Source organism: Runella rosea, assembly GCF_003325355.1.
Classification (GTDB): domain Bacteria; phylum Bacteroidota; class Bacteroidia; order Cytophagales; family Spirosomataceae; genus Runella; species Runella rosea.
This window is the reverse complement of record NZ_CP030850.1, coordinates 5806856-5823153: the sequence shown is the minus strand read 5'-3', so window position 1 is coordinate 5823153 and position 16298 is coordinate 5806856. Positions and strand designations below refer to the sequence as shown.

Here is a 16298-nt window from a genome sequence, read left to right as displayed (position 1 = left end):
TTAATCCTTTTAGATGGTAGCAGTAAAAGATTTTTGGGCGCAACTCCCCACTTGACTACTTATCCTTTTTTTGAGCCCCACATGGCGCCTGCGCGCCACTTCGATTACCTTACCATTGGGCAAGCGAAGCTCCCGGTTGAGGTTTAGGCGGCACTTACTCAAGTGATAGCCGTTGATTAAATGGGATTTATGTACCCTGATAAAACCGTAGTCTTCCAGCAGCAAGGCATAGCTACTCAGCGACAACGACGTCAGGACCTGCTCGCCGTCGTCTAGGTAAAACAGCGTATAATTCAACTGCGCACTCAGGTACACAATCCGGCGTGGGTCGATGGCCCGCTCGCCTTCTTTGGTTTGAAAGCGCGGCAAATACACCGCACTATCAATCGTTGGAATAAATGATTGAACACTCATATTATTTACTATTGCAGTCGTTCTGAAAAAAGTAGGGTAAAACAATTCAAGACTAATTACACCCTCCTATTTGGGAGAGAAAGATTACCCCGTTGTCTGCCGCAAAACCTGGGCTAAGCGTGATGGCATTGCCTGCCTGATAGCTCACGCGGGCGGGTGCCGTCAGTTTGTTGGTGGCCGTGATGGTTTGAGCAGCTTGTTTGGTGCCTGCGTTGGTGTTGATGTCGTCGGTAGGGCTCACCAGCGTCAGGGTGGCTGGAATTACTGACAGCGTTGCCACGTTTGAGTTGGTACTGCCTCCTGCTCCCGTAGCCACACAGCGGTATTGGTTGCCGTTAAGTCCAGTTACGTTGCTGATGTTGAGGGTTGTGGTTGTGACGTTGGTGTAAACTCCCGATGCAGCAACGTTTGCCCAATTATTGCCTCCGTTGGTACTTATTTGCCACTGATACGATGAGGCATTGGCAGCGGCTACGGTAAACGAAGTTGCTACTCCAGCACATTTGTTTGCGCTACTCGGGTGAACACTGAAAACTGGGGCAGGGATTGTTACTACGTACGTAAATGGAACTACGTAAAAACAGGAACCGCCACTCGGGGTAACTTTGGCGTAGAGGGTTTGTGAGCCACCCGGCAACGCTCCCGAGGGCGTAAAGGTATTGGGCGAGGTAAACATCCCAGCCGAAACGGTGGCATTGGGGTCGGTAAAAATACCATCAATGATGCCGTTGTACGTACCTCCATAGGTAAAGATCGTGCTGTTGGTGGGGTTATTATTGACAATCAACGAAGGATTGGTGGCGTTGATAATGGTGCCAGAAACAGACCCTTTTATCAACACACCGTTGTTGGTAAAGGTACCACTCGCCGATACGTTACCTCCCACAAAGGCATACCCCAGGTTGGTAAAATTTGCTCCTACGTCATTGTTTAACGCATTCAATACGTTTAGTCTACCGCAACTTTGATTGGTAAACGTGACGGAATTTCTCAGGCCAGTAGGGGAAGAGGTCAAGGTGATGAGCCCAGCATTGTTTACGGTGCCGCTCCTGTTGTAAATCCCTGTGCTTGTATTCGTGATGGTGGTTTCTCCCGTAGCAGTATTGGTAAATGTTGCATCAACCAGCATCCCAGAACTTCCTATAGCGGCTATCGAGCCCAAGGTTATTTTTCCCGCATTGGTAAATGTCCCCGATCTTACAAACAACCCAGAGCCGCTTGATCTATCGAGCGTAATTTCTCCGCCCAAATTGTTGTTAAAAGTAGCATCATTTAAAAAGCCATTATTAGTCAATGCAGCGTTGGCCCCGATGATTATTTTTCCGTAGTTATTAGTCGTTCCAGCACTATTGGCAAACCCACTATTGGTCGTTCGATCTATTCTTATTTCACCGGTAGATTGATTATTAAACGTACTTGAATTACTCACTCCGTTACTTCCCGTACTTGTGTTGAAGCCTACAATGATTTTGGCCACATTGTTAAACGTTCCAGCGTTATTATTTAAACCCGCCGAAGTGGCATTATCTATTCTCAATTCGGCGGCGGCATTGTTGTTAAAGGTTCCCTTATTTAACAAACCGTTGGTTCCTGAGCTGGTCGTAGTACCGATACTAATTATCCCGTTGTTTTCGGTTGTACCGATGTTATGAAACGCCGCCACGATACTTGACACCGTTTTGGAGCCATTTACGGTAATGCTGCCGTTGGCGGCAATGGTCAACAAAGCTCCGGCCTGAACTTCTACCGACTTGGCCACTGCATTGGTTGATGCCCCAATGATGGGGTCGTTGGTTGTATTGGGGATGACTACGTCATTGCCTACTGCGGGCACACTGGCCGGCGACCAATTACAGGCCTGACTCCAATCTGTCCCGAAAGTGCCCGTCCAAGTAAGCGTGCCAGTCGGGGTATTTACGCCCGTTATGACCGTCAATAGGGCGGCATTAGAATTGACAGAACCGCCAGTGTTTGTTGCTACGCACCGGTACTGATAAGTGTTTAAGCCTGCCGTATTGCTGACATTCAGCGTGGTAGTGGTCACATTGGTATAGATAGCGTTGGCCGTGATGTTGGTCCAATTGGTGCCGCCATCCGTGCTTACTTGCCACTGGTAAGAAGTAGCTTGATTTGCCGATACCGTAAAGGATGCCGCCTCTGGCGAGCATCTTATAACATTGGAAGGTTGAGCCGTAAAGGTTGGCAAAACCACATACACAAACGGGACAATGTAAAAACAGGCACCACCGCTGGGTGTGATTTTGGCATAAAGTGTTTGAGAACCGATGGGCAAGCCTGCATCTGGCACGAAGGAATTCAAAGGGGTAAATGTGCCAGCTAAATTTGTTGCTGCTGCATCAGTATAAATGCCATTGATGGTACCGTTGTAGGAAGCACCTCCATATGTAAAAATAGGCGTGGGACTATCTTTAACAATGATTGCCGACGTACCCGTATTTGAAATATTGGTTGTCCCCGCAACGGTTCCGTATTTCAGTATTCCTGTATTATTAAACGTTGAAGTTGTGTATATTTCATTGATTACATGGATAAAACCCGCATTAGTGGTAGATCCAGCATTGGTGTAATTCCCCGCACTTACGACTATTTTACCGCAGGCATTGTTGGTCAATGATTTACTACTCGCAACCGTAATACCTCCAGTGTTTATATTTACAATGCCATTGTTTGTGAAAGAATAGAATCCACTTATGGAACTACAGTTGCTGTTGATTGTGCCATTATTTGTTATCGTAATTCTATTGGTAGATACTCCAGTGGAAGTAAACCCATTACCGTTGATGACATTCAACACCCCTCCACTGTTGTTAGTTACATTAAACGTTCCTCCGCCATTTGAAAAAGGAGCTCCGTCGGAATTAACAGTGAGCGTTCCGCTGTTGTTTACTGCAGAACCCGTTTGTGAATAAATCCCTCCTGATGCAAAGGGTAAACCTCCTGGGCGTTGAATATCCGTCGTACCGTTGTTGGTAAAGGTGGCAGCAACAAGCCTCATTCCATCGTTAGTGTTGCCTCTCACGTTCAAAACCCCTCCGCTGTTCACTGTCAATACAGCTCCCGTACTTAGGGTGATATAGCCCGTATTGGCCGTGGTTCCCGAGGCTATCACGGGGTCATTCGCAACGTTATTGATAAGCACTTCATTGTCAACCGTGGGCACACTACCTGGCGACCAGTTGCAGGGCGTATTCCAATCGGTACTGACCGCTCCAGTCCAGGTAATGGTCCCCGTCGAAGGCGGAGTAGTGGCTGGATTGAGGGTGATAGAGGCCGAGTTTGAGTTGGTGGTTCCACCAGCACCCGTGGCCACGCACCGATAGATAGAGCTGCCCAGCCCAGCTGAGCTGCTGATATTCAGCGTCACGGTCGTTACATTCGAGTACGTTGCATTATTAGAAAGATTGCTCCAGTTGCTGCCGTTGTTGGTACTGATTTGCCATTGATACGAAACGGCATCGGTAGCAGCCACCGTAAACGAGGTAGGAGATCCGCTGCACACCGCCACGTTGGCCGGATGAGTGGTAAAAGCAGGCGGCAGCGTGTACACAAACATAAACGGGACAATGTAAAAACAGGCACCGCCGTTGGGCGTGATTTTGGCGTAAAGTGTCTGAGAACCTATAGGCAGGGTATTATCCCCCAGAAAGGTATTGGGCGCCGTAAAAGTCCCCGCCGACTCGTTGGCCAAGGCATCTTTAAAAATCCCATTGATGATTCCGTTGAAAGTGCCGCCGTAGGTAAAAATAGGCGTGGGCGTGTCATTTACTCTGACCGAAGCGTTACCAGAATTGGGTATCGTTCCCGACGCAGACTTCACCACTCCCGTATTGGTTGCTGAGCCATTGTTGGATAATGTCCCCGTAACGTGTAAAAACCCTGCGTTGGAGAGGGAACTGCCCGACTGGTTAAAGAAAGCGCCAGTTACTTTAAACTTCCCGCACGCCGAATTAGTAAAAACCGTCATATTATAGAGTTCTACTGAACCAGTAATATCCATTGTACCTCCGTTCGTGATTGAGCCTGGCTGGGCAAAAATTCCCGAATTAGTGGAGGTTCCCGTGAAAGTCGCCCCCGCCGCGTTGGTAAAACTCACACCAGCACCGCTCATACGAATCACATCCCGCCCGTTTGAGGTAACATTTCCGCCCGTTTGATTGGTAAACGTACTTCCTGCAATGTTGAGGGCCACATTTTCCCCCGCATTGATGGTCAATATCCCACTATTGATTACCGTTCCTCCAGTGGTCAAAGACATCCCTTCCAGACCAGAGGTAAAAGTGGCAGTGTTGGTCACCGAAAGGGTACCGTTGTTGGTCAGCGTGCCCCTTATTACACTGACCGCATCACCACCGTTTGTAGAAACCGTCAATGTTGCGCCGCTGTTGATGGTCAATGCACTGCCCACCACATCCATATTGATGGATTTCGCCACGGCATTTCCCGATGCAATGATGGGGTCCGGACTTGCGATAGTGATAAAGACATTGTCGGTTGCCGTAGGAGCACCGGCGGTTGCACCAGCGGAGGGAGTCCAGTTGGCGGCGTTGTACCAATCAGTACTTACGGAGCCATTCCATGTTTTGATCTGGGCACAAAGTTGTTGACTCGTGAGCAAAGTCACGACGAAGTAAAAGAGTTTTTTCATTTGGTAGAAAGAAAATGCTAAGGGTGAGATAGGCTTATTAACTTCGAGGGAGAACTGAAAAGCGGGGATTGATTTTAGGTTATAATATCGCCCCCCGACTTTTCCTCTTTCTACCACGAAAGGTTGTTAATAGGTACAAAAACCGCGCACCTAGAGTGCATTGACATTATTCTTGATTTTAGGCACTGTTTTAAGGTAGGCGAAAATGGCCTTGACTTCATAGTCAGTCAGGGTGATATGAGGCTGCATGGGGTAGCGCAAAATGCCCCCGTCAGGTTTTTTACAAAATCTAACCGCATGAACAAACTGCTCCTCATTGTATTTTTTGGCGATACCCGTCTCCTCGTCAAAGGTTAAATTGGCCGTAGGAACAATTTTGCCTTCCAAATCGGGCATTTTGATGCCGCCTCCGTAGAAGCCAAACGATTTTTCGGGATGAAGCGGGTCTGCCTTGGCCAAATCGCCCGAGTGACAGGCGTAACACGCAATGAGATCGTTGGCAATATACTTTCCAAACGCCACCTTGTCGGTTGAATCAGGCACCAAAATCGGTTTCGTAATGGGCTCAATGGGTTTCATTACGGTATTCGTCAGTACTTTGAGCAAAAGACTAGGCTCCTGCTCATGCCCTTCCCCTTTGGTAGCTTGAACGGGAAAACGGTCTGAATGCAAATAGGCAATGATTGACTTCAAGTCTTCGTCGGCCATGCGCGGAAATTTGGGCATAATGGGTGCGTACTGCCCGTTACGTTTGATTCCCGTTTTGAGAAAATACATGATTTCTCCATCGGTCCAGCTCCCGATACCATCTTCGGCATCTTGGGTGATATTGAGCGAATAAGCCTTACCAAACTCCGCTGGCAAGTCGTCAATATGCTTACCTACCAATCGGTTGTCTTGGTTGGCATGGCAGGCATTACACATCACTAAGGCTATTTTTTCGCCACGTGCTACCCGCTGGGGGGTTACTTCTACTTTGACGTTTTTGATGTTTTCGGGGATATTGACTTCGTAAGAAGGTACCCCTCGGAAGTTGACAAACAACAGGACCAGACCAACCACGGCCAACAAAACGGCCACGACTTTGAGCAGAAGAGTTACTATTTTTTTCATGTTTCGTTGTGATAGAGTTTGCAACGATACGTATAGACTTCTGCATCATCAGGCGATCTCGACTCGCCGCAATGAAGAGCGCTTCAATACGTATTTCATCATAAATTGAGTATGGTTCTAAAAAACGGTCTAGGAAAACACAACACTGTTTGGGTGAGTGAATGAGACAAAATTGGTCGATTTTGCTCGCCAAGTGTTAGCACAAACTGGACTTTCTCTTCCTCATTCTGGACCGAAAAAAAAAGGGCACAAAGGCTCTCAGAACAGAAGTCGATTTCTCTTCCTCATTTTGAACTTTCTTTTCCTCATTTTGAACAAAAAGCCTTTTTTTGAAGAAATATGGCTTTTTTAGTACTGGAAGGGTAACATTCAAGCACAGGCTTGAGCGGTTGAGTCGGACTGACAAAAAACCGATTTGAACGCGTATTGATTTTTAAAAAATTAAGTAATAAAAGGAAAGAAACCCTTCAAAAGAGCATTTTCAGTTCCACTCCGACGGCGTTTTACCAAATCTTTCCTGAAATACTTTGGAGAAATACGGCAGGCTTTCAAAACCTACTTGATACGCAATGTCTGATACCGTTCCTGCCCGGCTGCGCAGCAATTCCGCGGCTTTTTCTAAACGATAATTTCGCACAAACACCGTTACCGTTTGGCCAGTTATGGCTTTTAGCTTACGCCTTAGCTGCACCGACGTCATGCTCATGGCCTCGGCAAAGGTCTCTACATCAAAATTGCTGTCGGCAATTGAACGCTCTACCACCTTAAGTGCTTTTTCCAAAAACACATCATCCATCGAAGGCCCTTTTAACGCAGCCGGCGATGGGTTAGTCAACACACCGTTTTGGCCGTATTTCTGTTGCAAAAGCCGCCGCTGTTGCAACAGATTTTGCACCCGTATTTGGAGTTCATTCGAGCTAAACGGTTTGGCCAGATAATCATCCGCGCCGAGCGTCAATCCTTCCAGACGGTCTTCGAGCGTTGCTTTCGCCGTCAGCATTACCACTGGAATGTGGTTGGTACGCGGGTCCGTTTTCAGCGCTTGACAAAACCCGAAACCGTTGAGGTGGGGCATCATCAAATCACAAATCACAATATCAGGCACCAACTCAAAGGCCTTTCTTAATCCCTCTTCTCCATCCTGCGCTTCTTCTACCTGATAGCGCTCGCCAAAAATACCGCGTACGTATTGTCTTAGATCAGGGTTGTCTTCCACAATCAACAAGATGGGCAAATCAAGCCCCCCCTCCGCCGCAGCCGCCCCCTCCAATACGGAATAATTGACGATTTGCTCAAAGGTCGCTGTTTTTTCAACCATCCTCACGGGTTCATTTTTGTTCAAATATTGGCTCCAAGTGGCGGCATCGCAGGGCAATGTTACCACAAAAGTGCTCCCTTTTCCCAATTCACTTTTCACTTCAATACGGCCCCGCAACACATCTACCAATTCTTTTACCAGCGCCAAGCCAATGCCTGTTCCTTCAAAATTTCGATTATTGCCTTGGTCCGCCTGATAAAACCGGTCAAAAATAACTGGAAGGCGCTCGGTCGCAATCCCGATACCGCTGTCCTTGATTTTGATGATACAGTCGCGTTCGGTATAATCTACCCGCACTTCAATTCGGCCTTTCTCAGGGGTAAACTTAAAGGCATTGGAAAGCAGATTGGTGACGATTTTTTCGAGTTTGTCGGCATCAAAATAGTCGATTCGGGTAGGATGACTCTGTTCGTACTGAAAAACAATGCTTTTACTCTGCGCCAACGACTCAAACGAAGCGAGCAGCTGCCGCAAAAACTGCGACAAATCAGCCTGTTGTATCTCCACCGTCATTTTGCCTGCTTCTAATTTACTCAAATCAAGCAATTGGTTAATCAAAGCCAACAGTCGCTCGGCATTTTGCTGCATGATGCGAAATATTTCACGCTTGGGAAATTCCCTTTGCAAGTCATTCAGCGGCGACAAAATGAGCGTGAGCGGGGTACGAAACTCATGAGAAATATTGGCAAAAAAAGTAGTTTTGAGCGTATCAAGCTCTTTGAGACGGGCCGACTGTTCGATGTTAAACGTTAATTGTTGTTCGGCCAGGCGTTTATTCTGTTCGGTATTTCTAAAAATCCGTCCCAAGAAAATAACAAAAACGAAAATTTCTCCCATGAAAAGCAGATACGCAATGCCATAGATTGGCTGATACTCTATCCAACCCAATAATCGTACATACAGCAAAAAATAGCTTATCAACCCCAAGATAAATGGAAGAGCGTAGTATTTGCCAATGGAGATTTGTTTGATGATACAATAAATGTACAAAATGATGAAGTAAATAGCGGAGAAAACGATGGTATACAACCCTGCTTTTAGCCAATACCATTGATAATCGAAAAAGACGATAATCCCATCAAACACGGTAAAAACCAATATAAAGCCAATCAGGATTGAATGCCATTTGGGAAGTTTGTTAAGGGCTAATGTAAATAAAATAAAAAGCCCCGACCCCATGGTAATCGAGTTGTAGAAGAGAAAATCTACTTTTTTTGCTACATCTGGATTGTCAGTATAAAGGGGCCCCGCGATGTTCAAATAACCCCAAAATGCAAAAGTCTTGATGACCGTATGCAGAGAGTAGAGTCGGAAAGGCAAATCTTTGATAACAAATAGACTCAGCGAAACCACCAAAAAAAGGCGAAAAATAACCAAGCCATTAAAAAAACTTTGACCAGCATAATCATCCAATCTGGATTTATAATGAGACTCGGCAGAGTGTATTCTCAAATTACCATAATGCCCGCGCTTGCTTGTGAGCTTGATATAGACCGTTTTGGTTTGTTGCGGGCCTAGCTCAAAAGCGAATTTGGGTTCTTGGTCAATCATTTTTCTTTCCTTTTCAAGGGTCAGAATTTTTTGTTGCTTGTGCAAGAAACGCTGGTTGGTGCTATCTGAGATATAGAAATCAAGCTGCTCAACCAATGGATTCCCCCACACCAAAAACCAGTTTCTGTTTTGAGAATTGGTGTTTTTTAGCTTAAATCGTACCCAAAAGGTATCGTTGGTGTAAGGGAAAATAAAATGGTCTTTTGTGGACTTTTGATAGTTTTTGGTGATTGCCTGCCCTAAAATCAACTGTGCAGAGGAGTCTCTGAAAATTTCTATCGAGGTTGTAATATTGATAGGCAGTTTCTGGTCAGATGATAAGATAATATCCTGCGGGTAGCCTTCGTAGTTAACAAAACAAAAGAGCGTAAAAAGAATTATCCTTGACCACTTGTACTTATTCATAATCATTTTGTTTTCAATCGCCTTTTCTAATGCCACTCCGATGGCGCTTTTCCAAACCTTTCCTGAAATACTTTGGAGAAATACGGCAGGCTTTCAAAACCTACTTGATAGGCAATGTCTGATACGGTTCCCGCCCGGATGCGCAGCAATTCCGCGGCTTTTTCCAGGCGATAATTTCGCACAAACACCGTTACCGTTTGGCCGGTCAGGGCTTTCAGCTTACGCCTTAGCTGCACCGACGTCATGCTCATGGCCTCGGCAAAAGTCTCCACATCAAAACTACTGTCAGCGCTATTATGTTCTACTACTCCTAGTGCTTTTTCCAAAAACATGTCATCCATTGAAAGTACCGTTTCAGCCATTGGGAGTGGCTCTTCCAGCACGACAGTTTGGCGGTATTTTTGTTGTAAAACCAACCGCTGTTGTAGTAAGTTCTGCACCCGTATTCGGAGTTCATCCGTGCTAAACGGCTTCGCCAAATAATCATCTGCTCCGAGCGTTAATCCTTCCAAACGGTCTTCGAGCGTCGCTTTGGCGGTGAGCATCACCACCGGGATGTGGTTGGTGCGAAGATCGGTTTTCAGTGCTTTGCAAAAACCGAAACCGTCGAGGCGTGGCATCATCAAATCACAAATCACAATATCTGGCACCAATTCAATGGCCTTTTTCAATCCGTCTTCTCCATCCTGCGCTTCTACGACCTGATAATGCTCACCAAAAATACCCTGTACGTATTGGCGTAAATCAGGGTTATCTTCCACAATCAACAAAATAGGCAAATCAGCCGTAGCGGTGGTGGGAATAGCCACCTTGGGTTCTTCAATCAAAGGTAGAATGGCTCTTTTTTCAAGCATTCGATTGGCTTCCACATTGAGGACTCGGTCTCCCCAATGGGCTTGGTCACAGGGTAAATTAACCACAAAGGCCGTGCCTTTTCCTAAAGCACTTTCTACCTCAATCGTCCCATGAAGGGCGTTCACTAGTTCTTTCACCAACGCCAACCCAATACCCGTACCTTCGTAATCCCGTCGTTGGCTATCGTCAACCTGATAAAAACGGTCAAAGATACGTGGCAGTCGTTGGGGATCAATGCCGATACCAGTGTCTGCCACGGTAATGGTGGTCAATGCCCCACCCAGAGCTTCGGCAGATGAAACATAGGAGATTTCAACGGTTATGCGGCCGTTTTCAGGCGTAAACTTAAACGCGTTGGAAAGTAAATTCGTGACAATTTTTTCCAGTTTATCCTCGTCAAAATAAGCCATTTGATGTTCATGGCTCTGTGAGCGTTGAAACACAATCTTTTTGCTCTGAGCCAGTGACTCAAAGGAGGCAAACAGATACTGAAAAAAATGCGACAAATCGCCGTATTGAATCTGCGGCTCCATCTTGCCCGCTTCCAATTTCGACAAATCGAGCAGTTGATTAATCAACACCTGCAACCGAACCAAATTTCGCTGCATGACCGGAATCATCGCTTCAGTGGGGTATTTTTTCTGAAAATCAGCCAAAGGCCCCACCAAAAGCGTCAGTGGGGTTCGAAATTCGTGGGAGATATTAGCAAAAAAACGGGTCTTAAGCAAGTCCAACTCCGCCAAGCGTTCAGCTTCTTTTTGTTCAAAAGACAATCGTTGGGCGAGTTCCTCTTTCTTGGCCCGCTGTCGATAATACAAGAAATACCCACCAATCAGCGCCACCAATAGTAGCAAGGAAATGACAAACACCCAGAAGCGGGAATTTTTGGCTTGCTGGTTGGCAAGCTCGGCCCGCAACCTGCTTTTCTCAACGTCAAACTTAATAGAAGCTTCCGAAGTAGCCACTCTCAAGTTATGACGCAGGCTCGCCATTAACTCTTCATAGTATAATTTTTCGTACCGAAAGGCACTTTTATAATCTCCCAGCAGCGTATCGGCCGCCATGCGATTTCGGTAGATAGACATCAAGACGCTATGCCGGTCAACCGTGTCTTCGTACATTTCAATGGTTTTGAGGGCTTTATTAAAATAACTTAACACCTCATCTCGGTTTTTCTTTATCCCAGCTACCTGGCATAAGTTTCCGTACACTTTGGCAATGTCATCTATTCCATGGGGTTTATAGCGCTGTCGATACAGCAATTCTTTGTGAAAATAAGGCTCCGATTCAATGGGGTTAGCAAACTCATTGAGGATAATTTCACCGATATTGCCGCTGATGGTCCCGACTTTAAGGCTGTCTCTTTTGAGACGAATCTGCGCCATTGCCAATTTATTGTACATAATAGCCTTATCGTACTGCTTCAGTTTGGCAAAACAATTTGCGTAATCTTTGTAAAAAGCAATTCGGTACTTGTCGATAGGGTCTTTATAAATATAAGCTTCAGCCTCTTTAAAATACCCCATGGCCGTTTTATAATCACCCACTTCTACCTGATAATAGAGCCCCAGATGAGCAAGTCGGCGGTCGGCAAACTGGATATTTTCGTATCCTATTTTTCGATAGGTCAAATCCGCCGAAAGAAGGTGCGTAATTCCTTTAACCGAGTTTGTACGTTCGATGTATAGAATACCCCCCAAATAATGCTCAATATCTGCATTCAAGCGCTCCGTGAGCGCACTTGGTTTTTGTTTATTTAGCGTTGCCTGAATCTCCTTGAGGTAGGCGTAAACGATTTTCAAATTTCGTTCTACCCCCCTGAGATGATACCGCGCTTTTAAATATTCTGAATAGACCACGAGAAATTCATCTCTGGTTTTATCAGCATAGGTTCTGACAGAATTTATTTCTTTAAAAGCCGTAGTACTGTCCAAATCTTCCCACACCGATACGTAGTAGAGTTCTAGGCTATCCAAACGGGCCTGCCCTTTAAGGGCTAAGAAACTGTCAACTTTTTTTTGTCCAAAGGCCGCCTTTGGCAACAAACCGAGAGTGAGTATCAAAAAACCAAACAACAACAAAGGGCGAGAGAAATTTGCTATAAAAAAAGCAGTAAGCCAATGATTGTCAGTGGTAGATTCTTTCGTTTGTATGGTAGAAAATAAACGCATAGTTATCCAATTCTTTATATTTTGGTGGTCATTGCTCCGTAAAATATACCCACACGGCGACATCCGACATTTATCCAAAAACACTTTTAGGAATACAAAAAAGACTTTTAAAATCCACCTGAAAAGTCATTTCAAATCTTCGTCAGTGCAACCAAATGACCTTTTTTATAAAAAAACGGCATATCATTGCGGTACCACCAACGAATTGCCCAAAAATAGCCCATAAAGCCATAACATACAATAATCATATCCTAAATAGGACACTACTTAAAATCTGCCTATTTCTCCTAAATTTACCCCGTGAAACACGCGATAAAGGAGTTTATCAAAAAACTTCTAACGCTCCCAAACCGTCAGCTATTTGCCATTTTTATCCTGAAAGGATGCGGTTTTTCCTCAGAACCCTTAACTCTATCCTTCCGCCTCAATTGAGTGCTTCATTTTTTTTATGGGAATAGTCCGACGGCGGCATTCCAAACTGCTCCTGAAACGATTTGGAGAAATAAGGTAAACTCTCAAAACCAACCCGGTAGGCAATCTCCGACACGGTATGGGTACGTTGCAACAGCAATTGCGCTGCCCGTTGCAAACGTATTGTACGGATAAATTCGGTCGTAGAAGCATCCGTCAAAGCCTTCAATTTACGGTGCAGATTGGTCCTGCTCATGCCCATTTCCTTACAGAATTCTTCCACATCAAAGCTACTATCGCCCAAATGAACCTCTACAATCTCTTGGGCTTTCTTAAGGAATTGATTATCTAAATTTTCGGGTGCTCCAGCGGTTAGCTTCGGCATGGGAGGTTCCATGAGGCTGAACTTCTGCCGAAGAATAGCCCGCTGTTGAATTAAATTCCTGACCCGCACCAACAATTCTTCTTTATTAAACGGTTTTTGCAAATAGTCATCTGCTCCTAGTTCAAAGCCTTCTAAGCGGTCAGACAAGGTGGCTTTGGCCGTCAGCAACACCACTGGTATATGGCTGGTGCGTTGGTCGGATTTTAGTCGTTGGCATAATCCAAAGCCATCGAGCAGGGGCATCATCAGGTCGGTGACTACGACATCGGGCACCAGCTCAAAAGCTAAATCTAAGCCATTTTGGCCGTTTATGGCTTCTACAATTTGGTAATGCGGCTCAAATAAACCGTACAGATACTGTCTCAAATCGGGATTATCCTCGACAATTAGTAACATGGGCTTGGTAGCGTCCTGAGGCAAATCCGCTACCGCAAGGCGCTCAGGTTGCAACGGCTCCGCTGAATTAGGGGGATACGCACGGGCAATTTTGGGCATAAACTCCGTATTTAGGCCATTTTTTGGTTTTGGCAACGGCAACTCTACCCGAAAAACCGTACTTTGATTCACTTCACTTTTGACCGTGATTTTTCCTTTGAACAAATCCACTAACTCTTTGACCAAAGCTAATCCGATACCCGTCCCCTCAAATTTGCGTTGGGCGGTATCGTCAACTTGGTAGAAACGGTCAAATATTCGGGGCAATCGCTCGGCATCAATCCCGATGCCATTGTCCTCCACTTCCAACAAAAGCCTATCTTCTCCATCAATGGTTTGATAAAAAACCCGCATGTCTATTCTGCCGTTGGCAGGGGTAAATTTAAAGGCGTTTGAAAGGAGATTAGTGGTAATTTTTTCGAGTTTGTCAGCATCAAAATACGTCTCAAAAGAACGACGACTTTGGCTTACATTGAAGTGAATATTTTGGTGTTGGGCCAACGACTCAAAAGACGAGAAAATATACCCAAAAAACGCCGTAATATCGCCGTAACGCGCTTCAACCTTAAACTCTCCCGCCTCTAACTTAGACAAGTCAAGCAACTGATTGATAAGCGATTGCAATCTCTTTACGTTGCGCTGCATCATCGGTATCATTCCTTCTTTGGGGTACTTTTGTTGGATTTCTTCCAGTGGCCCCGTCAAAAGGCTGAGCGGCGTACGAAACTCGTGGGAGATATTGGTAAAAAAACGGGTTTTCAAACGATCCAATTCCTGCACCCTTTGAGTTTGTTCTTTGGTAAAGGCCAATTCTTGCACCGACAACGCCCGATTACGCTCATAATCAATGATAATTCTTCCCAAAAAATACCCAAAGACCAGAAATTCAAGGATAAAAAATAGCAGTGCTACCGGCGATATCCACGGGAAACTCACCCATCCCACCAACCGCATTTGAACAAAAATATAACTGCCGATGCCAAGCAGATACGCCACTGAATAATTCCAATTAATGGGGTATTTTTTGATAATAGCAAAAACGTACATGGCCAAAATAAACACCTGCGTGGCAATCACCAAGTAGGTACTTGCCAAAATCCACTGCCAGCGATACCCAAATAAGATAATGATCGCCAAAAGAATGTTTAATACCATAATGAGTTTTAGGACGCTTTCGACCCATTTAGGAAATCGCCTACCTGGAAATATGACCCTAAACGCGACAATCAACCCTAGCGGCAGGATATGCGACGAAAGAAAACTGACCGTAAGAGCGGTCGACGGATTCGAAAAAAAATTGCTCAAAATACCATGCAACCCCCAAAATGCAATCGAACGAACCACCAAAAGCACCGAATACTGCCTAAAATCCTTGTCTTTGACAGCAAACAAGGCCAATAAAAACACGTAAAATAAACGAACGGCGATGGCCCCCGACATGAAGCCGTAGACATTGGTCTGAATCAAATCGTGGCGATTGTAGGCCTGCGTAGAATAGAGATTGACCGAGGCAAAATGCGCCCGCTGCCCTTTTACGCGGATGTAGATGGTTTTGGTTTCCTGAAAACCCAAATCAAACTCGACAAAAGGTCTGTTTTCGGCCATTAAAATCCGATTCTCAGTATTGACCATTCCCATTTTTTTGATTTGGAAGGTGCCGTTGGGAGTGGAAATATAAAAGTCAACGGACTCTCCCATGGGGTTGTTCCACTCCAACACCCATTGCTTACGCGCTGGGTTGCGATTGGTCAATACTATTTTAAGCCACGAAGCCGCCTCGCTGAAAGGAAACAGAAGTCCGTATTTACGCGTTATTTCAAACTTTTGCTTTTGGATTTGCCCAAATGGAAGCTGTCCAGAAATATCCTTGTACAAACCCGCCGCAGGAGTAATCGGGTAGGTTTCGGTATTGGAAACAAGATCAAGCGTCTGACCACTTCCCCATAACGGTAGCAAAAAAACAAGAAAGGCGAGGTTTTTCATATACTTGTACTTGCCCCAAACTTGCACGTATTTTGTTATTCCGCAAGTTGAGTTTAACGTCAAATATATGATTATTACCACTAAAACAGCAAATAGGTCTACTGTATCGTAGGTTTATTGTTATTATTTGTGTTCACAGATAACTTCAAATGTGCTTCTTATATACCTTTTAATTAGAGGTTTTTAGCAGCCCTGTAAACCAAAATAAAACTAAATCATTCCTTACCTTTCTCTTTTGCTATTTTCTTTAATGAGCTTCGCCTCCGACGGGCCACCTCAATGACTTTTCCATTGGGCAACATCAACTCCCCACTCCGCACCAATCGGCACTTACCCAAATAATGTCCGTTCAAAAGGTTCGATTTATGAACCCGAATAAAACCCCGAGTTTCTAACAGCAAAGCATAGCTACTCAACGATAGCGTGGTCATTACCTCTTCTCCCGTGTTTAAATGAAAAATAGTATAATTGCTCAGCGCACTTAAGTACACAATTTGTTTCAGGTCGATTGCTCGCTCGCCCCTCTTGGTCTGAAAGCGTGGCAAATACACCACGCTTTCTCCCACCACTAATCCTGCCGTTGCTGTCATT

7 protein-coding genes are annotated in these 16298 nt (G+C 45.2%); all 7 read right to left on the bottom strand.

What is annotated here, in order from left to right; translation table 11 throughout:
• Window positions 1-9 precede the first annotated feature (9 nt).
• Window positions 10-414: a LytTR family DNA-binding domain-containing protein gene (locus tag DR864_RS23960; protein WP_114069335.1), complete on the bottom strand. Its 405-nt coding sequence runs from the start codon at window positions 412-414 to the stop codon at window positions 10-12.
• Between the two features lie 52 nt (window positions 415-466).
• Window positions 467-5080 carry a beta strand repeat-containing protein gene (locus DR864_RS23955; protein ID WP_114069334.1) on the bottom strand — a complete coding sequence of 1538 codons (4614 nt, stop codon included), beginning with the start codon at window positions 5078-5080 and terminating at the stop codon, window positions 467-469.
• A 150-nt stretch (window positions 5081-5230) separates the two neighbouring features.
• A complete protein-coding gene (locus DR864_RS23950; RefSeq protein WP_114069333.1) occupies window positions 5231-6193 on the bottom strand; it encodes a c-type cytochrome in 963 nt (320 codons plus the stop codon).
• Between the two features lie 481 nt (window positions 6194-6674).
• Window positions 6675-9467: an ATP-binding protein gene (locus DR864_RS23945; protein ID WP_162794095.1), complete on the bottom strand. Its 2793-nt coding sequence runs from the start codon at window positions 9465-9467 to the stop codon at window positions 6675-6677.
• A gap of 26 nt (window positions 9468-9493) precedes the next feature.
• On the bottom strand, window positions 9494-12493 hold the full coding sequence (locus DR864_RS23940) for a hybrid sensor histidine kinase/response regulator transcription factor (RefSeq protein WP_162794093.1): 3000 nt from the start codon (window positions 12491-12493) through the stop codon (window positions 9494-9496).
• Between the two features lie 424 nt (window positions 12494-12917).
• Window positions 12918-15707, bottom strand: coding sequence for an ATP-binding protein (locus DR864_RS23935; protein ID WP_114069330.1), 2790 nt, complete (start codon window positions 15705-15707; stop codon window positions 12918-12920).
• 215 nt (window positions 15708-15922) lie between these two features.
• Entirely contained in the window at window positions 15923-16297 is a 375-nt protein-coding gene (locus DR864_RS23930) for a LytTR family transcriptional regulator DNA-binding domain-containing protein (RefSeq protein WP_114069329.1), read from the bottom strand.
• Window position 16298: the final 1 nt, after the last annotated feature.

Bases quoted from the DNA above. Each gene is read 5' to 3' on its own strand.
- DR864_RS23960 (WP_114069335.1), bottom strand. From the start codon at position 414: ATGAGTGTTCAATCATTTATTCCAACGATTGATAGTGCGGTGTATTTG.
- DR864_RS23955 (WP_114069334.1), bottom strand. From the start codon at position 5,080: ATGAAAAAACTCTTTTACTTCGTCGTGACTTTGCTCACGAGTCAACAA.
- DR864_RS23950 (WP_114069333.1), bottom strand. From the start codon at position 6,193: ATGAAAAAAATAGTAACTCTTCTGCTCAAAGTCGTGGCCGTTTTGTTG.
- DR864_RS23945 (WP_162794095.1), bottom strand. From the start codon at position 9,467: ATGAATAAGTACAAGTGGTCAAGGATAATTCTTTTTACGCTCTTTTGT.
- DR864_RS23940 (WP_162794093.1), bottom strand. From the start codon at position 12,493: ATGCGTTTATTTTCTACCATACAAACGAAAGAATCTACCACTGACAAT.
- DR864_RS23935 (WP_114069330.1), bottom strand. From the start codon at position 15,707: ATGAAAAACCTCGCCTTTCTTGTTTTTTTGCTACCGTTATGGGGAAGT.
- DR864_RS23930 (WP_114069329.1), bottom strand. From the start codon at position 16,297: ATGACAGCAACGGCAGGATTAGTGGTGGGAGAAAGCGTGGTGTATTTG.